Consider the following 20574-nt stretch of genomic DNA (forward strand, 5'->3'; position numbering starts at 1 on the left):
GGAGATCCGCCGCATCCGCGACGCCTACCCGGAGACCAAACGCCACAAGGCCACCGACGTCCCCGGCATCGCCTCCAACGACATCGGCATCATCAACGCGGCGCCGCGGCCGAGCCTGCAGCGCCTGGTGCTGATCAAGCGGATCCTCGACCGGGTGCTCGGCCGTACCCGGTTCTCGCTCGGCGCGATCCCGAACGACGAGGCCCACTGGTGGCACATCGCGCAGTTCGACACCGCCGTGGTCACGGATGCGAACCAGGAGGGCGTGCGGGTCCGCTCCTACGACAAGGCGAAGATGATCGACCTCGCCCGCCGGAGCGCCAAGGTCATCAACCGGCTCCGCAAGGAAGGCGCCGCTGTCCAGGAGCAGTACAAGCGCGCCATGCCCGAGCTGACCTCGCGCGACAACTGGACCCGTCTCTACGGGCTCTGAGCCAAGGCCGCAGTCACGCCGCAGGCCACCGTCGAGGGACTCCGCGTCCCCCGGAGGTGGCCTTCGGCGCGTCCGGGGAACCCAGGCCGCGCGGCGAAATCAGCTGTGCAGGCCGAACACGGTGGATTTGCGGTTGAGGTCGTCGATGTAGGCCGCCGCGACATGGGCGAAGTTGATCGCCACGGTCGAGCCGTCCTTGGTGCGCACGGTGGTCACCGTGCCTTCCTTGACGAGGCCAGTCAGTTTTTCTTCCAGAGTCCCGGAATCCTCCTGTTTGAGGGCGAACAGGAGTGGTTCGCCACCGGTGGCCAGATGCAGCACGAGCGCGGGTTTGGGTTCTGCCATACGTCCATCGCACCAGCGCGTGATCACCCCGGCAAGGCGGTTCGCGCAGAGCTGAGTGGTCCCGGCGTCCGGCTGCGGTGCCCGGGCGGCGTGGTCTACCGTTTCCCCGAGAACCGGACAGATCCGCAGGGGGCAAAGGCGATGCCGCATTCGTTCTCGCTGTCGCTGGCAGCGGTGGACATCCTGACCGAGCTCCACGATCTCGGCAGGGCACCCATCCCGTTCCAGGTGCCCCACGTCGGGACGACGGTCGAGCAGCGGGCGATGATCCGCGAGGCGGTGCTGCGTGATCTCGACGGCCGCGGCATGCTCCAGCGGGGCAGGCTGGACGCCGACATCGAACTGGCGCTGACGACGTTCGTCCGCGGTGACCTCGCCATCACCGCCGCCGCCCAGCTCGACGACCGTCAGCTGTTCGCCAGGGTCGCCTCGAACGGGCGATTCGCGGTGCTGGTCCGCCAGGACGAGAACCTGCTGGTGTTCGAGGAGACCAGGCCGACCGGCATCGTGGCCGCGATCGTCGACCTGCTGCCGCTGACCCCGGCCGCGCCCGGACAGTCGGTGACCATCGCCCGTCCCGCGCCGCAGCCGCAGCGCACGCAGCGTCAGGACGACGGTTACGATCCGTTCGCGGGCGTGAACGCTCCGCGGTCGCAGTCCGGTGGGTCCCAGCTGCGCATGGTCGAGCGGATCTTCGAGAAGCCGAAGAAGCGGATCGGCCAGTTCACCGCCTACGTCCGGGGTGGCAACGGCAAGGACACCAGCCTGCCGTCGCTGGCCTGGTTCGACACCGAGGCCGGCCGCTACCTGATGACCAGCAACGACGCAGCCGACGGCCAGCGGTGGCTCACCTACGCGCCCGCCGACAACGCGCGGATCGCCCAGCAGCTCTACACCCAGCTCGAGGGTCATCTCTGAGTCGCGGGAACCGGCCGTCGCCCGGTCGCGTCGTAGTGCACGGCGACTGAGCGGTGCTCAGGTGAATCGGACGAAAGCCCGTTGCACAGTGTGCCCGGCTAGTAGACTGCGGGGCGCAGACGCATGGGCGAGGATATGGGGCGGCGATGAGTTTCCAGGCTGATTCGGGCGGCGGGACGGTCGGCCAGGGGGTCATGGCCGCGGCATCGGCCGCGTTCACCGCCGGCGGGATGAACATGCAGGCCGTCAAGGCCGTCACCGACGAGACGCAGAAGCTCGTCAACGCGGCCAAGAGCGGCGGGTTCAAGATCACCGCCGCCGGGGTCGAGCCGCTGCGCAAGGCGCTGAACGAGATGGCCACCAAGCTCGACAGCCTCAAGGGCAAGACGCAGGTGCTGTCCCAGGCACCGCAGCTCGGCAGTCACCCGTACGGGCACACCGTCGCCGCGCACGACCAGAAGGGCGCTGCCGAGGCCACCGGGTCGGCCCAGCAGGTGCTGCAGCAGTTCAGTTCGGTGCTCAAGCAGGCCGACGAGGCGCTGGCCAGGGCCGCCGGTCTCTACAAGGAGACCGAGCAGCGCGCCGCGGACCTCTCCAAGTCCGTCAAGACCCTCGAGGCCTGAGGCCGATGCGGAACCTGCTCCTGCGCTCCGCAATCGCGCTGACCGCGGGCGCGTTCGTGCTCGCGGGCTGCTCCAGCCAGCAGTCCGGCACCGCCTCTCCGGCGGGTACGGCGTCCGACGGGCCTTCGTCACCTCCGGCGTCGGCGAGCGGCGCTCCTGGCGGCAGCACGGCCTCACTCGACCCGTGCACGCTGGTCAGCGGCTCGGATCTCAGTACCTACGGCACCTTCGACGGGCCGGCGAAGCAGGACGTCGGCGCGGGCGCGCGGGACTGTCAGCTCGTGCGCCAGCGGGCGAACGCCTCGGATGACACGCTGACCGTCGACATCACGGTGCGTGACAACGCCGGGCTGGACGCGCTGCCGGACAACGGCGGCGGCAAGAAGCCCGGAACCATGACGAGCGGCCGCAAGGCCGTCCAGGCGCCGCAGCCGCCGGAGGGCTGCGTGCTCGCGCTCGCGGTCGGCACCGGCTCGCGGGTCGACGTCTCGATCGTGTCCGCTGATTCGGCCAAGGCCTGCGACATCGCCTCGAAGGTCGCCGACGTCGTCGAACCCAAGCTTCCCAAGGCGTAAAGGGGGACCAAGATGAGCACGCCACCGACCAAGACACCCGATCTGACGCAGCGCCAGGTCGCAGAGTTGTCCCCGGCCCAACGCGACGCCTACTTCCAGCGCAAGGCGGACGAAGGCGTCGACAAGGACAACTGGCTCTTCGGCGTCATCCAGACCTGGCTCGCCTCGGGCAAGGCGAAACAGCAGTCCACCGAGGTCGGGGACAAGAACGTCAAGGACCTCACCACCGGCCGGGACGTCGAGTACGTCAAGGGCCTGAAGCCGTCCGACGCGGACTACCTCGGGCACGAGCACACGCAGCTCAAGGGCTACCTCGACCAGAACCTCAACGTCGAGCAGGTCTCGAACGTCTCCAATGCCTACTTCGACGTGCACAAGGCCTTCGAACAGTTCGCCACGACGATGACCGAGGCGGTCAACAAGTCGAAGGGCACCTGGGAGGGCGCCGCGGCGGGGAACGCGCAGGCCTACTTCACCAGCCTCGGCAAATGGGCCGACGCCAACTCGCAGAACGCGAAGCTGGCTTCGGAAACCACGTACGACCAGGGCACCGCGGCGGCCACCGCGAAGAACAGCATGCCCAAGCCGATCCCGTTCAGCTGGGGCGACGAGTTCAAGTCGTGGATGACCTCGAACCCGTTCAACCTCGGCGACAACATCGACAAGTCGGTCCAGAAGCAGCAGGACAGCAACAAGGCGCACGAGGACGCCGCCCGCGTCATGTCGAGCTACGACAAGCAGCTCTACGAAGCCGCGTCGAAGCAGCCGGTGTTCGCCGAGCCCCCGAAGTTCAGCGTCGGCGGGGGCGGCAAGACCGAACCGTCCGACAGCGACAAGAACAAGGGCGGCGGGAACAACAACGGCAACATCAACATCCCCGGCGGCAACAACTTCAGCGGCAACACCGGTGGCGGTGGCTCCGGCGGGGGCGGCTCGTCGATCCCGGGCGGGTCGGTCAACATTCCTGGCGGCGGTTCGTCGATCCCCAGCGCGCCCGGTTCGATCACCGGTTCGGGTCACCTGCCGGTGGGCAGCGGCACGGCGCCGTCCGGCTACGTGCCGCCGAGCCCCTCGCTGCCGGCGCCGAACAACGCCAACACCGCGATGCCCATGGGGATGGGCCCGATGCCGATGGGCATGGGACCGATGGGCGGCATGGGCGGGGAGAACGAGTACAACAGCAAGGTCGGCCGTGGCGGCGGCTTCGGCCCCGGTGGTGGTTCGGGTTCCACTCCGGGCGCCGGCGCTGGTTCGGGTGCCGCCCGGCCCGGCGGCATCGGCGCGGCCGAGACCGCCGCGGGCCGCGGCATGGGGGGCCTCGGCTCCGGCGCGGGTGGTCGCGGCGGCATGGGCCCCGGCGGCATGGGCGGCGCTCGTGGTCAGCACGGGGAGGGCGACGAGGACACCGAGCACCAGCGTCCGACCTACCTCGTCGAGGGCGACCCGGACGAGGTCTTCGGTACCGACATGCGGACCGCGCCTCCGGTCATCGGCGAATAGCGTTTTCCACGAAAGCTGCCCCGTCCCGGAAAGGGGACGGGGCGGCTTTCGTGTTGCAGAGTGCGTGTTCGTCCACAGTGGACGGAACAGTGATCAGTAGCGGAAGAACTTCTCCTGCCGGCCCTGGCGGACCAGCTTCAGCCACTGCAGGAACGCTTTGGGATCCCGCTTCACGCCGACGAAGTAGAGGCCGAAGCGGATCACTTCGAGCGCGCCGATCTTGCGCATGCCCGGCTGGGAAAGCAGGTAACCCCGGTTGCGGTAGGTGTAGTAGCGCTTGACCTCGTTCTCGGGATCCTGCGCGTGGAACTTGCCGCCCAGCATCGGCTTGAACTCGTCGGAGCCGTCCGGGTGCAGGTAGGTCGCCTTGAGCGAGGTGCCGAACGGCAGTCCGGACCTGGCCAGCCGCCGGTGCAGCTCGACCTCGTCGCCGCGAAAGAACAGCCGCAGATCCGGCACGCCCACGACGTCCAAAGTGGACGCCCGGAACAGGGCGCCGTTCATCAGCGAGGCGATGCCCGGCAGGAAGTCGGTGCCGAGCTCGGCCGAGGAGCGTTTCCAGGTGAGTCCACGGCGCAGCGGGAAGGCGAGCTTCGCGGGCGCGTCGATGTTCGCCACCACCGGCGAGATCTCGGCGAGTCCGCGCTTTTCGGCTTCCTCCAGCAGCGTCGCGAGGACGTGCTCGTCGGCGGGGCGGCCGTCGTCGTCCGCCAGCCAGATCCACTCCGCGCCCAGCGACAGCGCGTGCAGCATGCCGAGCGCGAACCCGCCGGCGCCACCGAGGTTCCGGTGCGACGGCAGGTATGTGAAGGGCAGCGGGTAACCCTCGACGACGTCGCGTGCGGACTGGTCCGGCCCGTTGTCGACCACCACGAGATGATCGACCGCGCGGGTCTGGGCGGCGATGACCTTGAGCGAGTCCGCGAGCAGTTCGCGCCGGTGCCGCGTGACGACCACGCCGACGACGGCGCCTTCGGGCAGCTGCCGGGTCTCGCTGGTCATTACTCTCCGCCGTTCGTCGTCGCCACCGGTTCGATGCCCAGGCGCTCGAGGGTTTCCTTGCCCATGTCCTCGAAGGGGTCACGGCCCTTGTACCCGGTGAGGACGTCTCGCAGCGAACCGCGTTGCTTGATGTGGCCTTCGTCCATCCAGAGCGCGGAGTCGCACAGCTCGAAGAGGAACTCGTCGGCGTGGCTGGCGAACACCAGGATGCCGGAGCGCTTCACCAGGTCCTTGAGCCGGTCGCGGGCCTTGTTGAGGAACGCCGCGTCGACCGCGCCGATGCCCTCGTCGAGGATCAGGATCTCGGGGTCGATCGAGGTGACCACGCCGAGCGCGAGCCGGACCCGCATACCCGTCGAATACGTCCGCAGCGGCATCTTCAGGTAGTCGCCCAGCTCGGTGAACTCGGCGATGTCGTCGACCCGCTTCTCCATCTCCTTGGCAGTCATGCCGAGGAACAGGCCGCGGATGATGATGTTCTCCTCGCCGGAGATCTCCGGGTCCATCCCGATGCCGAGGTCGAAGACGGGCGCGATCTTGCCGACGATCCTCGCCGACCCGCGGGTCGGCTCGTAGATCCCGGCGAGCAGCCGCAGCAGGGTCGACTTCCCGGCGCCGTTGTGCCCGACCAGCCCGACCCGGTCGCCCTCGCGCAGGGTCAGGCTCACGTCGTGCAGGGCCTCGATGATCGGCACCTTGGTGTCGGTGCCGATCTTGCCGCCGACCTTGCCGAGGACCTTCTTCTTCATCGACCGCGTCTTGGCGTCGAAGATCGGGAAGTCCACGAACGCGTTGTGAACGTCAATGCTGACCATGTGTCACACCCAATACGAGACGCGTGCGCGGTAGTTGCGCATGGCGACGAGCGCGAGCGCCCAGCCGACGATGGTGATGGAGCCGACCACGATCCAGTTGCCGATCGTGAAGGCCTGGCCGAGCAATGGTGCGCGGACCACCTGCATGAAGTGATACAGCGGGTTCGCCTTGACGATCGGCAGGATCCAGGAGATGCCCGCGCGTGCTCCGCCCTGCAGCAGCTGGTCGACCGGCCAGACGATCGGGGTGCCGTAGAACATCAGCTGGATCAGGGAGTTGATCACCTGCGGGATGTCGCGGAACCGGGTCGAGGCGATGCCGAGCAGCAGTGTCACCCAGCCCGCGTTGAGCGCCAGCAACAGGAAGCCCGGGATGGCGAGCAGGATGTTCCAGCTCAGGCCGGGGTGGCAGATCGCGCTGTGCGGTGTGCAGGCACCGGTGCTCAAAGAGTACGGCGCGTCGAGCGCGGTGAAGTAAATCGCCAGCACCCCGACGTAGACGATCATGTTGTGGGCCAGCAGCAGCGTCTGCCGCCACACCGTCCGCAGCGCGTACACGCTCAGCGGCGCCGGGAGCTGCTTGATGAGCCCCTCGTTCGCGATGAACGTCTCCATGCCTTCGGCGAGGCAGCCGCTGATGAAACCCCAGATGATGAAGCCGGTGGAGATGTAGGGCAGGAAGACCTCGACCGGCATCCCGAACAGCTGCGAGTACAGCAGCCCGAGGCCGAGCGCGATGACCGCCTGGCTAATGGTGATCCAGAACGGGCCGATCACCGAGCGGCGGTAGCGCTGCTTGATGTCCTGCCAGCCCAGGTGACCCCAGAGTTGGCGGGCACGGAACCCGGCCTTGATGTCGGCGAAGGCACGCTTGAACGTCTTGCTGTCCGACACCGGGTGAACCGGTGCCGCGACGCTGGATTCGGCTGTGTGAACCGTGCTGGTCGCATGCACGTGGACGAGGGTACCGATGGGGTGAGCGGCGCTGGGTTCGCCCCGCCTTCTGGTCGTAACCGGTACGTCTCCGGAACGACACGAAGCGTGTTTCGTGCGGTCCGTCCGGGCGTACCTTGGTGCGAGACCGGTGCGAGCCGGTCGAATCGGGCGCCGATCTTCCTAGGGTGGGCGAATGACGTCCGAGATCAGGCCGTTCCACGTCGACATTCCCCAAGCCCAGCTCGACGACCTCGCCGCGCGGCTGGCGAACACCCGCTGGCCCGATCAGCCCACCGGCCTCGGCTGGCGGCTCGGCGCGCCGGTCGATTACGTGCGTGAGCTGGCCGAATACTGGCGGCGGGACTTCGACTGGCGGGCACGTGAGCAATGGCTCAACGGGTTCCCGCAGTTCACGACGACGATCGATGGCGCGAACGTCCATTTCGCGCACCTCCGTTCGCCGGAGCCGGACGCGGTGCCGCTGCTGCTTACCCATGGCTGGCCGGGCTCGTTCGTCGAATTCCTCGGCATCGCCGGGGCGCTGGCGGATCCGCGGGCGCACGACGGTGATCCCGCCGACGCCTTCCACGTCGTCGTGCCCTCGATCCCGGGGTTCGGCTTCTCCGGGGCGCCCTCGGATCCCGACTGGGGCCCCGAGCGGGTCGCGGACGCGTTCGCCGAGCTGATGAGCGGGCTGGGCTACGAGCGCTTCTGCGCGCACGGCGGCGACTGGGGCGCGATCATCACGCGGCAGCTCGCGGTGCGGCATCCGGAACGGCTGCACGGCGCGCACCTGACGACCATGCTGGGCGCGGTGGCGAAGACCCCGGCCGACCTGGAGGGGCTCACTGGCGACGAACGAGCTCGCGCGGAGCTGTCGCTGGCCAGGTTCGGCCGGTTCACCCGGGACGGCATGGGCCATGTGTTCATCCAGGGCACCAGGGCACAAACGCTTTCCTACGGTCTGACCGACTCACCGGCGGGGCAGCTCGCGTGGATCGCCGAGAAGTTCCGGACGTTCTCCAATGTCGACGCGGACAGCGCTGACGTCGTCGATCGCGACACGCTGCTCACCAACGTCGCGATCTACTGGTTCACCGCGACCGCGAACTCGTCGGCGCGGATCTACCAGAGCGCGCTCGCCGCCGTGGGCGCGCAGCCGCCGTCGACGGTGCCGACCGCCCTCGCGCATTTCCCGGACGACACGACCCTGCCGGTCCGGGCGCTGGCCGAGCGCACCGACCGGATCGTGCGCTGGACGGAGTTCGACCGCGGCGGCCACTTCCCTGGCCTGGAACAGCCGGACCTGCTACTCGGCGACCTCCGGGCCTTCTTCGGTGAGGTCGCGCGGCGATAGCAAAGGTCCCTCGCTCCCGCGCCGCGCCCCGGGCCCGAAATGCCGTCAAGGCCACCTTATGGGCATCAGACGCCCGCAAGGTGGCCTTGACGGCATGTGGTGTCAGAGGTACTGGCCGGTGCCGGAGATGCCGTGGCCGTGGCCCTCGCCGGGCGCGCCCGACGAACCGGCGGGCAGCCCGCGGCGCATCTGCTCGAGCTGGACCCGCGCGGCCATCTGCTGTGCGAACAACGCGGTCTGGATGCCGGAGAACAGCCCCTCCAGCCAGCCGACGAGCTGGGCCTGCGCGATCCGCAGCTCGGCGTCCGACGGCGTGGAGTCCTCGGTGAACGGGCGGACCAGCCGCTCCAGCTCGTCCTGCAGCTCCGGGGCCAGGGCCTGTTCCAGCTCGCGGACGGAGGTCTGGTGGATCTCGCGCAGCCGGTTGCGGCTCGCGTCGTCGAGCGGTGCGGCGCGGACCTCCTCCAGCAGCTGCTTGATCATCGTGCCGATCCGCATCACCTTGGCGGGTTCTTCGATGAGCTCGCCGACGCCGTCCGCTTCGGCGCCGCCGCCGTCGGGGGACAGCCGGGCGGTGCCCACCGGTGTCCCGTCCGGGCCGACGACCACCACGTGGGGTGAGGCCTCGCCGCCGGCGTCACCGGCTGTGCTCGTTTCCCGGGGGTTCGGCTCCGTCATGTGCTCCATCCTGGCGTGCGGCCGATACGTCGGCGCATCGGGTGCTCGTGTTCGTCTCCGAGCGTAGCGGCAAACGTGCCGTGATGTGGCCTTCTGCCCAACCCCGGGCGCGACGCGGAACGGCACGTCCGTACGGTGTCCCCATGGCGTTCGACGTCGCTCGTATCCGTGGGTTGTTCCCCGCACTGGGTGACGGCTGGATTCATTTCGACGGCGCCGCCGGAATGCTCGTCCCGGAACAGGTCGCCTCGGCCGTTTCCACCGCGATGCGGGCCCCGGTTTCCGGGCCGGGCGGCGCTTTCCCCGCCTCCCAGCGCGCGGAAAGCATCGTCACCGCGGCGCGCCGCGCGGTGGCCGATCTGGTCGGCGCGGACCCGAACGCCGTCGTGCTCGGGCCGAGCGCGCCCGTGCTGTTGCGCCGTCTCGTCGACGCGCTCGCCGAACGCTGGACGATCGGGGACGAGATCGTCGTGTCCCGGCTCGACGAACAGGCGAACCTGGCGCCGTGGCAACGCGCCGCGAAGCGGGTTGGCGCGGTCGTGCGCTGGGGCGAGATCGACATCGAAACCTGCGAGCTGCCCGCGTGGCAGTACGAGAACCTGGTCACCGCGCGCACCAAGGCCGTGGCGGTCACCCTGGCGTCGGGTTCGGTCGGGACGCGGCCGGACGTGCCGACGGTGATCGAGTTCGCCAAGCGCGTCGGCGCGCTGGTGGTGGTCGACGCGACCTACGCCGCGCCGTTCGTCCCGCTCGACCTCAACGCGCTCGGCGCCGACGTGCTCGTGGTGTCCGCGCAGGCCTGGGGCGGGCCGTCGGTGGGGGCGCTGGTGTTCCGCGATCCGGAGATGCTGGAGCGCATCTCGTCGGTGTCGCTGGACCCGCTCGCCCGCGGCGCCGCGCGCCTCGAACTGGGCCCGCACGCGTACCCGTTGCTCGCCGGGCTCATCGCCTCGATCGACTACCTCGCCGGGCTCGACGACGCGGCCTCGGGCTCGCGGCGCGAGCGGCTGGTCACCTCGCTCGGCTCGGCGAAGTCGTACCACGCGGGCCTGCTCGCCCAGCTGGCCACCGAGCTGCGCTCGATGCGGCACGTGATGGTCATCGGCGACGCGATGCGGCGCATTCCGGCGCTGGCGTTCGCGATCGCGGGCCGCAAAGCGCCGGAGGTCGCGGAGTATCTGGCGTCGCAGGGATTGTGTGCCTTCGCCGACGACGGCACGAGTGGTGTCTTCGCGTCACTCGGCGTCGGCGAGGTCGGTGGCGCGGTGCGGATCGGGCTCGCGCACTACTCCAACGTCTTCGAGATCAACCAGCTCGTGCGTGTCCTGGAAGAGCTGCGGTAAGCGTTCCCCGTGCTCGCGGGGTTGGTCCGCGGTCGCTGTGCACCAGACCTTGGGTGCCGACGTGCTTCCTCGCGCTTGCGGGGATGAGCCAGAATCCGCGGTGTCGCACTCGCGATTCCGGCGACGCTCCCCGCGCTGGCGGGGGTGATCCTCCAGGGCGGCGTCGTGCGCCCCAATGAGGTTTTCTCGCTAAGGGTTCTGGGGCCGTGTGTGCCGCTGGAGGTGCTGTAGGAAGCCTTCGGTGCGCTGGTCTGGGGTGTGACAAGGGCGTCCCTGGGTGCGGTGGATGCACCCAGGGCGTCCCTCGGACTTCCCTGCGCTCGTCGACTCCGTTCGCGACACACGCCCCGGACCCACCGCATGCCGTGAAGGCCTCCTTACCGGCGCTCAGCGCCGTGAAGGACCCCTTCACCACACCACCAAGCCCCCGGAGCGCCCACCAGCAAAGCCGCACCCCCGCACCTACCGAGAAACCCCAATGTGGCATTGGGTGCGTCCAACGCACCGAACGCCACATTGGGGCGCACGACCCCGGAACCCTTGCGCGATCAGGATTTCGCGGCGAGCAGGACCTTGCCGAACACCGAGCCGTCCTCCAGCGCGCGATGCGCGTCGGCGGCCTCGGCCATCGGCACTACCTGGCCGACGATCGGCTTGACCGAGCCCTGTTCCACCAGCGGCCACAGCCGGGCACGCACGTCGGCGACGATCGCGGCCTTCTGGTCCAGCGGCCGGGCACGCAGGCCGGCGGCGAACACGCTGGCGCGCTTGCCCAGCAGCTTCCCGACGTTCAGCTCGCCCTTGACGCCACCCTGCATCCCGATGATCACCAGCCGCCCGTCCATCGCCAGCGCGCTGATGTTGCGGTCCACATAGGACGCACCCATGTTGTCGAGGATGACGTCCGCCCCGTCGGTCTGCGCCTTGAGCACCTCGACGAAGTCCTCGTCGCGGTAGTTGACGGTGATGTCGGCACCGAGCTGACGGCAGCTCTCCAGCCGCTCGGCCGAACCCGCGGTGACCGCGACCGTCGCGCCGAGGGCCTTGCCGACCTGGATCGCGTGCGTGCCGATGCCGCCCGCACCACCGTGCACCAGCAGGACGTCACCTTCGCCGAGCCTGCCGTGCATCACGACGTTCGCCCACACCGTGCAGGCGACCTCGGGCAGCCCGGCCGCGGCGATCGTGTCGACCTCGCCGGGGATCGGCAGCAGCTGGCCCGCCGGGACGACGACCTTCTCCGCGTAGCCGCCACCGGCGAGCAGCGCGCACACCTCGTCGCCGACCTGCCAGCCTTCGACGTCTTCACCGAGTTCGGCGATCGTCCCCGAGCACTCCAGACCGAGGATTTCGCTGGCTCCCGGCGGCGGTGGGTACACGCCGATCCGCTGCAGCAGGTCCGCCCGGTTCACCGCGCTCGCCGTGACGTCCAGCAGGACCTCGCCGGGGCCGGGTGACGGGTCGGGCACCTCGGTCCATTCGAGAACTTCGGGTCCACCGGGCTCACGGATAGAGATCGCGTACATGCCGTCGACTGTATCCCGGAGGCAGGGGAGTGCGCCGAATGCCGCATTGACGTTGCGGACACCGGGAACAAAGGTGTCACCATGTCACATAACCGAAGAAGATTCGTCGCGCCGGTGGCTCTCGCCGCCTGCGCCACGCTCGCTCTGGGGGCGACACCGGCCGCGGCCACCGGGGAACCGGACGGACCCGCGCTCGCGAAGCAACTCGTCAAGAAGGTCGGCGTCGCCGGGATCAACCGGCACCTCGTCGCGTTCCAGCGGTTCGCCGACACCAGCAACGGCACCCGCGCCGCCAGCACCGAGGGGCACAAGAAGTCCGCGGAGTACATCGCGACCAAGCTCGAGGCCGCGGGTTACGACGTCACGCGTCAGGAATTCCCCTTCACCTACAGCGAAACCCTCGCCGAGAAGCTGACCGTCGCCGGCGGCGACGTGCCGGTCATCGCGATGGAGTACACGAAGTCGACGCCGGTCGGCGGCATCACGGCCCCGCTCGCGGTCGTCCCGGTCAGCGCCGCGACCGGCTGCGCGGCCACGGACTACGCCGACGTCACCGGCAAGATCGCCCTGATCAAGCGCGGTGGCTGCTCGTTCGCGCAGAAGCAGCAGTCCGCCGCGGCGGCGGGCGCGATCGGCGCGATCGTCTACAACAACGAGGCCGGCGCCCTCAACGGCACGCTCGGCGGACCGGAGAACGCCAAGATCCCGACCGGCGGGGTCACCCAGGCGGCAGGGGAAGCGCTTGCCAAGCAGGGTGGCGTGCCGGTGACGCTCGAGCTGCGTGCCTTCCAGGAAGCGCGGACCAGCTACAACGTCGTCGCCGAGACCAAGACCGGGCGCAAGGACAACGTCGTGATGCTCGGCGCCCACCTCGACAGTGTCCCGGCCGGGCCGGGCATCAACGACAACGGGACCGGTTCGGCGACCCTGCTCGAGACCGCGCTGCAGCTCGGGAGCAAGCCGAAGGTCAACAACGCGGTCCGGTTCGGGTTCTGGAGCGCCGAGGAGTTCGGCCTCGTCGGCTCGAAGTACTACGTCGGTTCGCTGAGCTTCGAACAGCAGCTCGACCTCGCGCTGTACCTGAACTTCGACATGATCGGTTCCCCGAACTCCGGCTACTTCGCCTACGACGGCACCGCCGGGCCGTACGGGTCCGCGCAGATCGAGAAGACCTTCGTGGACTACCTGGCCACGAAGGACGTTTCGGTGGAGAAGACCGAGTTCAACGGCCGGTCCGACTACGGCGGCTTCATCGCCGTCGGCATCCCGGCCGGCGGGCTCGACACCGGCGCGGAGGGCCTCAAGACCGCCGCGCAGGCCGCGAAGTGGGGCGGCACGGCGGGCGTCGCGTACGACCACTGCTACCACAAGGCCTGCGACAACCTGGGCAACGTCGACCGGGTCGCGCTGGACCGCAACGCCGATGGCGTGGCGTGGGCGCTCGGCGTCTACGCGACCAGCACGGAGACCGTCAACGGCGTCGCGCCGGGCAAGGCCGCCAAGGCCAAGGCCCAGCGGGCCGCCGAACGCGGCGCGCAGCGGCACTCCATGGCGCCCGCGGGCACCATGGACCCGCACCACACCGCCGCGTAGCTGAAGGACGCCTTTAGTGCGTTGAACGCAATGAAGGACGCTTTCAGTGCATTGAGTGCACTGAAAGCGTCCTTCAGCTCTTTCGCGTCAGCCCAGATCGCGGGCGGAGAACGTGTCGCAGCGGGCGGGCTGGCCGGTCTGGAACCCGGTCGTGAACCACTTTTCCCGCTGCTTCGACGACCCGTGCGTGAACTTCGACCGGTCCACCTGGCCACCGCCGAGCTTGCTCTGGATGTAGTCGTCCCCGATCCGCGACGCCGTGTCCAGCGCGCGGCTGATGTCGTCCTGCGTGATGTCGGAGATCAACGGCTTGCCGCTCTGCGACGGCGTCTTCGTCGCGTGGTTGGCCCACACCCCGGCGTAGCAGTCGGCCTGCAGTTCCAGCCGCACCGAACCGGACGTCGGCCCGGTGCCGCCGCCCTTCTTCGACGCGCCCGTCAGGTTCTGCACGTGATGGCCGTACTCGTGCGCGAGCACGTAGGCCTCGGGGAACGGGCCGCCCTTCGCACCGAACCGCGTCTGGAGCTCGTTGAAGAACGTCAGGTCGATGTAGACCTGGGAGTCGGCGGGGCAGTAGAACGGTCCGGTGTCCGAGGTCGCGCTGCCGCAGCCGCCGGTCCGCACCCCGCCGCTGAAGAAGTTCGTCGGCGCCTTCCGGTAGGTCTGACCGGACCGCGAGAACTCCTGCGTCCAGAAATCCTGGATCGAGTTGATCGTCGCGACGATCGCGCAGTCGTGGTTGCGGTTCGCGTCCGCCCCCGTCTTGCACTGGCTCGCCAGCTTCCCGTTGTCGATCTGCTGGCCCGACCGCACGTCACCGAGGCCGAGACCCCCGCCGCCACTGCTGACGTGGCCGGGGCTCGCACCGCCGAACTGCGAGATCAGGAAGTAGATGACCAGCCCCACCAGGCCGACCCCGCCCCCGCCGATCGCCAAGCGGCCGCCGATCCCGCCGCCACCACCGCCACTGCCCCGCAGATCCTGGACCTCGGAGGTGTCCAGCCCCGCGTCGTCGTCGAATCGCACGGCACAAGAGTAGTCGCGGCGCCCCGGACATGCGCCTGGGTGCGGCCACACGCTGCCGGCCGCACCCAGGACTACCGAGGTTTGTTGTCACACATCTCTTCGGGTCGGTTAACCGCACCCGGGCCGGCGCACAGGCACTGCCGCCGCGGACGCCGAGACCGCGGCGAGATCCAGGCCGGAACGACGCCGAATGCGCGAGAAGAATGCCGAGCGCATGTAAGAAGCCCGCGCTCTCAAGCTGCTCACAGTCACGACCGAACCGGTACAGCACCGTGCCGGCCGCGGGGACACAGCGGGCGGTCAACCGCGAGGATCACCCACCACGCAACCACCTGACCTCTCCCGGGTGGAGGCCTGGCACCGGCGCGCCCCGGCGGCGTGCCCTGTACCGGACCGACCATCCGCTGTAAAGCAGAATGCGCCTTTTCCGGCCGACTCTCAACCTTTTCGTAACCCCCCTTCGGGGGATATCAGGACGTGTCCCACACCGGACCACAGGCCGCCTGAACAACGTTCTACCCTGCGTTGATGACCGACGACGAGCGGACAGTCCGCTGGCTGAGCGACACCGAAATGGTCGCCTGGCGCTCCTACATCGTCGCCACCCTCCGGCTGCGCCACCGCCTGCACCGCGACCTCGCCGAACGCCACGACATCTCCCTCACCGACTACGAGGTGCTGGTCTGCATCTCCCTGCAGCCGGACAAACGCATCCGCATGACCGAGCTCGCCGCCATGCTCGGCTCCACCAAGAGCCGCCTCTCGCACCAGATCGGCCGCCTCGAAACCGAGGGCATCGTCCGCCGCGCCCGCGACCCCGAGGACAAACGCGGCGTCGTCACCGAACTCACCGACGCCGGCGCCGCGCTCCTCGAAACCGCCGCCCCCACCCACGTCGAAGGCGTCCGCGACCACCTCATCGACCAGCTCACCCCCGACGAACAAGCCGTCATCGGCGCCGCCTTCACCCGCGTCCTCGAACACCTGGACGACCTCGAAGGCAGGCGCGATACCCTGAGCCCCTAGGGAAGCGTGGCAGAGCGGCCGAATGCACTCGCCTTGAAAGCGAGCGTGGGGCAACCCACCGGGGGTTCAAATCCCTCCGCTTCCGCCCTCTGACCAGGGCAGACACCGGGCCACCTCGCTCGTGAGGGTGGCCCGGTGTCTGCCCTGGTCTCATTTCTGGTCTCATTCGCCGCTTGCGGTGGGCGGCTCTGCATCGTCCTCGTCGGCCGACCGAGGTCCAGGCTTGCCCGTGGCCAGTTCCCAGAACTGCTGTCCCCACGAGCCGGGGAGCGTCGCGGCGAGCTGCTTGATGGCCTCGCGCTGTTCGTCGGTCAGCTCCTGTGACTCCTCAGTCGCCTTCTTCGTCTCCCAGAGGTGCCCGCCGACCTGATCGGCAATCGTGCGCCGTACGGTCGTCGTGAGGTGCTGGTACCGCTGGGCCATATTGGCGCTGGACCAGCCCATCACGCCCATCGTGGCCCGATGGTTCACGCCCAGCTCCAGAAGGACCGTCGCGGCGGTGTGCCGCGCGTCGTGCAACCGCGCGTCGCGAACCCCTGCTTCCGTCAGCAGGGCTTTCCAGCGGAACTGATCAGTCCTCGCGTTCAGCTTCTCGCCAAGTTCGTTGGTGAACACCCAGCCGTCTTCCTTCCACAGGTCCCGGGCTTTCTCACGCTCGGCAGCTTGCTCGTCTCGGTGCTGCGCCAGCTCTACGACAAGAGGGTCGGGCAGGCCAATCGTCCGCTTACCCGCCTTTGACTTCGTTTGTTTCGTCTCCCGCCGCGTATTCACGCGTTGCGGGCAATGTCCGGCGTGTTTCCGTCCGCACGCCGGTTCGCATCCGTGCTTGTACTTTGGGCGTAGGCGATTTCGGCGGATACGGAGGGTCTTTTCGTCAAAGTCGACGTCTTCCCACTTGAGTCCCAGTGCTTCACCTTGGCGGAGCCCGAGTGCAATGGCAATTACCCAGCGGGTGGAGTTACGGCCCTTGCGTGCCGTCTCAAAGAGCGCTCGAATCTCCTCCTTATTCAAGGGCTCAATCTCTTCCTCATCAACCGGCGGCGCCTTAGCGATGAGAGCGGGGTTCTTCGTGATGTGGTCACGCTCGAACGCGTCGTTAAGTGCAGCGCGGATCGTGCGGTGGACTTGGTGAGCCGTGCCAGGCTTGGACCCATTCTCCAACATCTTCCGATACAGGGCTTCGAGGTGATCGGGCGCGAGCTTGTTTGGTCCGTTCAGCTTGTGCGCGCCAATTCCGGGAATCAGGTGAATCGTGACCGCGTAGTAGTACGCGTCCCAGCCGTTTTCCGTAGTGGTCATGCGAGCGATTTTGTAAAGCCAGTGTGTCAACCACTGCTCTACTGTCCACTTCGCTCCCGCTTGTTCGAGACTCCCCGCGTCGCGCTTCTTTTCCAGGTCGCGAACCTTGCGGACAACTTCCGGGCGGTTCTTGCTACTAACGTGACGTCGGTCCTTATCTCCGTTGTTCTTGACGCCGACCGTGACGCGACCATGCCAGCGCTGGTCGTAATCGCTGAAGTAAATGGAGGATTCGTCGTTGGCGTTCCGGGTTTTCTTCGAGCGTGCCAAAGCGTCCTCCTAAGCGGCGTGCTGGGTGGATCGAAGTCGACTGGCGTAGTCGTCGACTGCCTCTCGTGGAACACGGCGGAGTCGGTGAATCTGAACGGTCTCAATCTCCCCGTCCTTGATTAGCGCGAACATGAGCGTGCGACCGATGCCGAGGTAATCAGCAGCTTCCTCGACCGTGAGCAGGAGCCGCGGCGGCAACGCGCGTGGTGCGGGCTCCATGGTCGTCTCACGCGTGGCAAGTGCTTCGGCGATTTGGGCGACGGTGGCAGCGAGCTTGGAGAGGTCGTTGGCGGTTGTCATCGGCGGCGAGCCCTTCAACGATCGGCAGGTGGTTGGCGCGCGCGATGAACACGGGGGGTGTCTCCTTGGTTGGCGTAGCGGTTGGCCGCTACGGATGCTGGCTGGTCTGGTCCGCTACATCCGCTACAGGCGCTACATGCCTGGTCAGGGGCGTAGCGGATACGGTGGCTGTAGCGCTTCTATCCGCTACAGGCGCTCGGCGGCGGCGGGTGGGTGGTAGCGGTTGTAGCGTTCGTATCCGCTACACGCTCGGCGTCCGCTACGCCCGTGACCTGCGATGCAGCGGTTGTAGCGGATGTAGCGCTTGCGGGCAGGTAGCGGCTCCAGGCGTCGGCGAGCCCGCCGTCCCCGTCGACGCGGTAGCCCTTGGGAACGCCACCACCGGGCATGCGGACGTTCTTCGAGGTGACGCCGTAGGGCTTGAGTTCCTTGGCCAGCCGCCGCGAGTCGAGCGTCTTGCCGTGTCCGTCAAGGTCGCCCCAGGGGGCTTCATCGAGGTCGCACAGCGCGGCCAGGATTTCGGCGGTGGGCAGCTCGGTCACGCCGCGGGTGGTGAACAGGTCCCGGAGATCGGACAGGAGTCGGATGCGCAGTCCGCCGCCGTTGCGGTCGACGTTGGCGACGGCGACGAAGTGGGAGCAGGCGGCGCGGGCGGTGGCGGGCCAGTGGTCCCCGGCGGCGTCGGCGATTGCGATGAGCGGGCGCCAGATCTCCGCCGAGCGGTCCCGCACGCCTTCGGGCATGTCCGGCCGCCCGCGGCTGATCTTGTCCATGACGGTCTCGATCCACGCGGCCAGTTGTTCGCGTAGCGGGGCGGCCTCGGCTTCGACGTCCTCTTCCCAGAATTCTTCGACCTCTTCGTCGTCGCGTCGGCGTTGCATGTGGACGGTGATGGCGCGGGTGGTGATGGTGTCGGGCATATTCCCGGCGATCCCCGCCAGCGCCGCGGGAGCGAAGACGGGGAACCGTTGCACCTTCATGGCCTTGGCGTCCCCGACGCAGCGGGCGACGGTGGCTGAGCGCTTGTACCCGGCGTTGAGCAGGCCGCGCAGGTCTTCGTTGTTGCCGCCGCTCTTGGCGGTGAAGATGGTGTCGACTTCGTCGAACAGGATGGTGATCGGTCCGTCGTTGACCATCCGGAACAGTGCCGGGGTGGTGGCGGAGAAGGTCATCTCCGGTGCCCGGACAAGGAACTGCGCCACTTCGAGCACCCGGGTCTTGCCCGAGCCGGGTTCCACGCTGGACAGGATCAGGCGGGGCGTGACGTAGAAGTGGTCGACGGCGTGGGTGTGGGCGTACCAGAGCGCGAGCATCGGCGCGCAGTGCTGCGAGGGGAAGACGTTGAACCGCGCCACGAAGTCCCGCACCCGGTCCAGCACCTGGTGTCCGGGCTCCGTGGTGGCGTTGGTGGCGCGCCAGACGTTCTGGCAGTTCTCGGTGCAGAAGTCCGGCGACGGGGAGTCCCCGAGCGGTCTGCCGCACTGACAGCACATCCCGCCACCGGTTGCGGTGTCGGTCGCACCGATCGCCGCGTCGGTCGCGGACACGGTGCTGTCCACTGTGGTCATCAGGCAGCCTTTCCTCGGCGGGCGACGGGGTTGCGGGCACCGGCGGCCAGCCCGGCGTCGACGACGCGGGCGACCTCGCGGTCGGTGCAGTCACAGGAGGCGGTGACCATGTGCGCGGCGGCGGCGATCAGCTCGGCGCGGGCGGTGGCGTGGTCGATCAGCTCGGCGCCGACTTTGCGTCCGATGGTGTAGGCCGCGGATGACAGGGTGTTGTTGTGCTGTTCCAGCTGTGCCGTACGCACGCGTCCACACTCGTTGGCCAGTGCCACCGACCCGTAGACGGTCGGGGCGACAGAGCGGATCTGAACGGGCGCTGAGATGGCCGGAGACGGACTTTCCGCGATGGCTTGGACTAACCAGCCCGGCAGTTCCACGGGGTCGCGCTCGTCGACGAGGTCATAGGCGCCCTCCTCGGTGACCGACCCCGGTCCTACGGCGTATCCGCCCCACGCCCGGGTGTCCACGAGCGGGCAGATCTTGCCCTTCGTCAGCCGCAACCGGGTCCCGGGCGGGGCAAGGTAGTAGCGGTGCACGCCGCCGCGTGGGGTGGTCACGGTGTAGGTGTCGGGCAGCGGCCCACCGCGTTCGGCGGCCAGCGCGGCGAGCCGGGTTGCCCCGTCCGGTCCGTCCTGCCCTGGCTTGGGCTGGTCGCAGTCGACGACCACGAGCCCGGACGGCCCGGCGGCAATGCCGACGTTGAACGCGTCCCGCTGCCAGACCTCGCCGACGCGGGCAGCGTCCGCGGTCGCGCGCATCTCCGGGGTCAGGTGCCCCTCGGCGCATCGCCCGGTACCGGGACAGCGTGCCTCGGGGTGACCGGTCGGGATCTTCGTGCGGGGGCGGAGGGTGAAGACGTGCCAGCCCATTCCAGCGGCGTACAGCGCCCATTCCCGCGTCGGGTTGGTGTCGTGGGTGTCCATGGTGACCTTCCACATCAGACGAACAAGGGGCGGCGAAGGGGTTGGGGGCTGCCGGGTCGGTCGGAGCCGATGTCGCGACCGACCCGGCAGAGCAGGCGGGGTCAGCGGCGGCAGGTCCGTGCGGCGCGATCTTCGCCCTCGCCGCACGATTTGCAGTAGCGCCACTCGTGCGGTTCGGCGTGGGCGGGGATGCTCGGGGTGCCGATGGCGCAGCCGCATCCGCAGGGGCGCCAGCCCGGCCATGCGTGTCCGTGGTCGCGGCATGTCTGCGTGCGTGTGCAGGGCGAGCACTGCACGTGGTCGGGGGTGACCTGCCATCCGGCATCGGTGACCGCGCGGGTGGCTTCGTCCAGCGTGGCGAAGTGCACGACGCCGACGTCGTCCATCTCGCCGAATGGGTTGTGGCAGTCTCCGCAGGTCACGATCAGGCAGGACTCGCGCGTGAATCCCGGGGGCAGCGTGGTCACGGCTTCGGTTTCGGTGCTCATGGTGCGATGTCCTTTCGCGACGGTGGTCAACAG

General features: G+C 68.6%; 20 protein-coding genes, 1 tRNA gene and 1 pseudogene. 10 read left to right on the forward strand and 12 right to left on the reverse strand.

Annotated features, from left to right (window positions below):
* Positions 1-433: pseudogene (locus tag ACFWY9_RS16405) on the forward strand (glycosyltransferase family 2 protein); the annotation flags it as partial.
* A gap of 99 nt (positions 434-532) precedes the next feature.
* Here ACFWY9_RS16405 and ACFWY9_RS16410 read toward each other — a convergent pair.
* The gene (locus tag ACFWY9_RS16410; RefSeq protein ID WP_378327482.1) at positions 533-778 is read right to left on the reverse strand and encodes a hypothetical protein; all 246 of its coding nucleotides are present in this window, start codon (positions 776-778) and stop codon (positions 533-535) included.
* A 141-nt stretch (positions 779-919) separates the two neighbouring features.
* Here ACFWY9_RS16410 and ACFWY9_RS16415 point away from each other — a divergent pair, with 141 nt between their 5' ends.
* From ACFWY9_RS16415 to ACFWY9_RS16430, 4 genes are all read left to right on the forward strand, one after another.
* A complete protein-coding gene (locus ACFWY9_RS16415; protein WP_378327481.1) occupies positions 920-1696 on the forward strand; it encodes an ESX secretion-associated protein EspG in 777 nt (258 codons plus the stop codon).
* 146 nt (positions 1697-1842) lie between these two features.
* Positions 1843-2319 carry a hypothetical protein gene (locus ACFWY9_RS16420; protein WP_378327480.1) on the forward strand — a complete coding sequence of 159 codons (477 nt, stop codon included), beginning with the start codon at positions 1843-1845 and terminating at the stop codon, positions 2317-2319.
* Between the two features lie 5 nt (positions 2320-2324).
* Positions 2325-2894: a DUF3558 domain-containing protein gene (locus ACFWY9_RS16425; protein ID WP_378339169.1), complete on the forward strand. Its 570-nt coding sequence runs from the start codon at positions 2325-2327 to the stop codon at positions 2892-2894.
* A gap of 12 nt (positions 2895-2906) precedes the next feature.
* Positions 2907-4394 carry a hypothetical protein gene (locus ACFWY9_RS16430; RefSeq protein WP_378327478.1) on the forward strand — a complete coding sequence of 496 codons (1488 nt, stop codon included), beginning with the start codon at positions 2907-2909 and terminating at the stop codon, positions 4392-4394.
* 93 nt (positions 4395-4487) lie between these two features.
* Here the strand turns inward: ACFWY9_RS16430 and ACFWY9_RS16435 are convergent, their stop codons facing one another.
* Genes ACFWY9_RS16435 through ACFWY9_RS16445 form a run of 3 tightly spaced genes read right to left on the reverse strand, consistent with a single transcriptional unit; the run spans position 4488 to position 7165 of the window.
* Complete coding sequence (locus tag ACFWY9_RS16435) at positions 4488-5396, reverse strand: glycosyltransferase (RefSeq protein ID WP_378327477.1); 909 nt, start codon at positions 5394-5396, stop codon at positions 4488-4490.
* A complete protein-coding gene (locus ACFWY9_RS16440; RefSeq protein ID WP_378327476.1) occupies positions 5396-6211 on the reverse strand; it encodes an ABC transporter ATP-binding protein in 816 nt (271 codons plus the stop codon). Before ACFWY9_RS16440 ends, ACFWY9_RS16435 begins: the two co-directional genes overlap by 1 nt.
* A gap of 3 nt (positions 6212-6214) precedes the next feature.
* Positions 6215-7165: an ABC transporter permease gene (locus tag ACFWY9_RS16445; RefSeq protein ID WP_378327475.1), complete on the reverse strand. Its 951-nt coding sequence runs from the start codon at positions 7163-7165 to the stop codon at positions 6215-6217.
* Positions 7166-7340: 175 nt separating this feature from the next.
* On the opposite strand from ACFWY9_RS16445, the gene ACFWY9_RS16450 reads away from it, so the two are divergent.
* Positions 7341-8504 carry an epoxide hydrolase family protein gene (locus tag ACFWY9_RS16450; RefSeq protein ID WP_378339170.1) on the forward strand — a complete coding sequence of 388 codons (1164 nt, stop codon included), beginning with the start codon at positions 7341-7343 and terminating at the stop codon, positions 8502-8504.
* Between the two features lie 102 nt (positions 8505-8606).
* Here ACFWY9_RS16450 and ACFWY9_RS16455 read toward each other — a convergent pair whose 3' ends face one another.
* On the reverse strand, positions 8607-9191 hold the full coding sequence (locus ACFWY9_RS16455; protein WP_378327473.1) for a bacterial proteasome activator family protein: 585 nt from the start codon (positions 9189-9191) through the stop codon (positions 8607-8609).
* Positions 9192-9325: 134 nt separating this feature from the next.
* Here ACFWY9_RS16455 and ACFWY9_RS16460 point away from each other — a divergent pair, with 134 nt between their 5' ends.
* A complete protein-coding gene (locus ACFWY9_RS16460) occupies positions 9326-10525 on the forward strand; it encodes a cysteine desulfurase-like protein (protein ID WP_378327472.1) in 1200 nt (399 codons plus the stop codon).
* A 548-nt stretch (positions 10526-11073) separates the two neighbouring features.
* Here the strand turns inward: ACFWY9_RS16460 and ACFWY9_RS16465 are convergent.
* Positions 11074-12051 carry an NAD(P)H-quinone oxidoreductase gene (locus tag ACFWY9_RS16465; RefSeq protein WP_378327471.1) on the reverse strand — a complete coding sequence of 326 codons (978 nt, stop codon included), beginning with the start codon at positions 12049-12051 and terminating at the stop codon, positions 11074-11076.
* Positions 12052-12132: 81 nt separating this feature from the next.
* Between ACFWY9_RS16465 and ACFWY9_RS16470 the strand changes: the two genes are divergently transcribed.
* A complete protein-coding gene (locus tag ACFWY9_RS16470) occupies positions 12133-13644 on the forward strand; it encodes a M28 family metallopeptidase (protein ID WP_378339171.1) in 1512 nt (503 codons plus the stop codon).
* Positions 13645-13731: 87 nt separating this feature from the next.
* Here the strand turns inward: ACFWY9_RS16470 and ACFWY9_RS16475 are convergent, their stop codons facing one another.
* A complete protein-coding gene (locus ACFWY9_RS16475; protein WP_378339172.1) occupies positions 13732-14670 on the reverse strand; it encodes a neutral zinc metallopeptidase in 939 nt (312 codons plus the stop codon).
* Positions 14671-15198: 528 nt separating this feature from the next.
* Here ACFWY9_RS16475 and ACFWY9_RS16480 point away from each other — a divergent pair.
* Both ACFWY9_RS16480 and ACFWY9_RS16485 read left to right on the forward strand, forming a co-directional pair.
* Positions 15199-15696, forward strand: a complete 498-nt coding sequence (locus tag ACFWY9_RS16480; RefSeq protein WP_378327468.1) for a MarR family winged helix-turn-helix transcriptional regulator — start codon at positions 15199-15201, stop codon at positions 15694-15696.
* A tRNA-Ser gene (locus ACFWY9_RS16485) sits at positions 15697-15781 on the forward strand. It abuts the gene before it with no gap.
* Positions 15782-15858: 77 nt separating this feature from the next.
* Here the strand turns inward: ACFWY9_RS16485 and ACFWY9_RS16490 are convergent.
* The 5 genes from ACFWY9_RS16490 to ACFWY9_RS16510 all read right to left on the reverse strand — a co-directional run bounded on the left by ACFWY9_RS16490 (position 15859) and on the right by ACFWY9_RS16510 (position 20541).
* Positions 15859-17265: a tyrosine-type recombinase/integrase gene (locus ACFWY9_RS16490; RefSeq protein ID WP_378339173.1), complete on the reverse strand. Its 1407-nt coding sequence runs from the start codon at positions 17263-17265 to the stop codon at positions 15859-15861.
* Between the two features lie 9 nt (positions 17266-17274).
* On the reverse strand, positions 17275-17565 hold the full coding sequence (locus ACFWY9_RS16495; RefSeq protein ID WP_378339174.1) for an excisionase family DNA-binding protein: 291 nt from the start codon (positions 17563-17565) through the stop codon (positions 17275-17277).
* Positions 17566-17744: 179 nt separating this feature from the next.
* A complete protein-coding gene (locus ACFWY9_RS16500) occupies positions 17745-19133 on the reverse strand; it encodes a DUF3631 domain-containing protein (RefSeq protein WP_378339175.1) in 1389 nt (462 codons plus the stop codon).
* On the reverse strand, positions 19133-20053 hold the full coding sequence (locus ACFWY9_RS16505; protein ID WP_378339176.1) for a bifunctional DNA primase/polymerase: 921 nt from the start codon (positions 20051-20053) through the stop codon (positions 19133-19135). The genes ACFWY9_RS16500 and ACFWY9_RS16505 overlap by 1 nt, the downstream gene beginning before the upstream one ends.
* Positions 20054-20154: 101 nt before the next feature.
* A complete protein-coding gene (locus ACFWY9_RS16510) occupies positions 20155-20541 on the reverse strand; it encodes a hypothetical protein (protein ID WP_378339177.1) in 387 nt (128 codons plus the stop codon).
* Positions 20542-20574: the final 33 nt, after the last annotated feature.

This window comes from Amycolatopsis sp. NPDC059027 (assembly GCF_042739735.1).
Taxonomy (GTDB): domain Bacteria; phylum Actinomycetota; class Actinomycetes; order Mycobacteriales; family Pseudonocardiaceae; genus Amycolatopsis.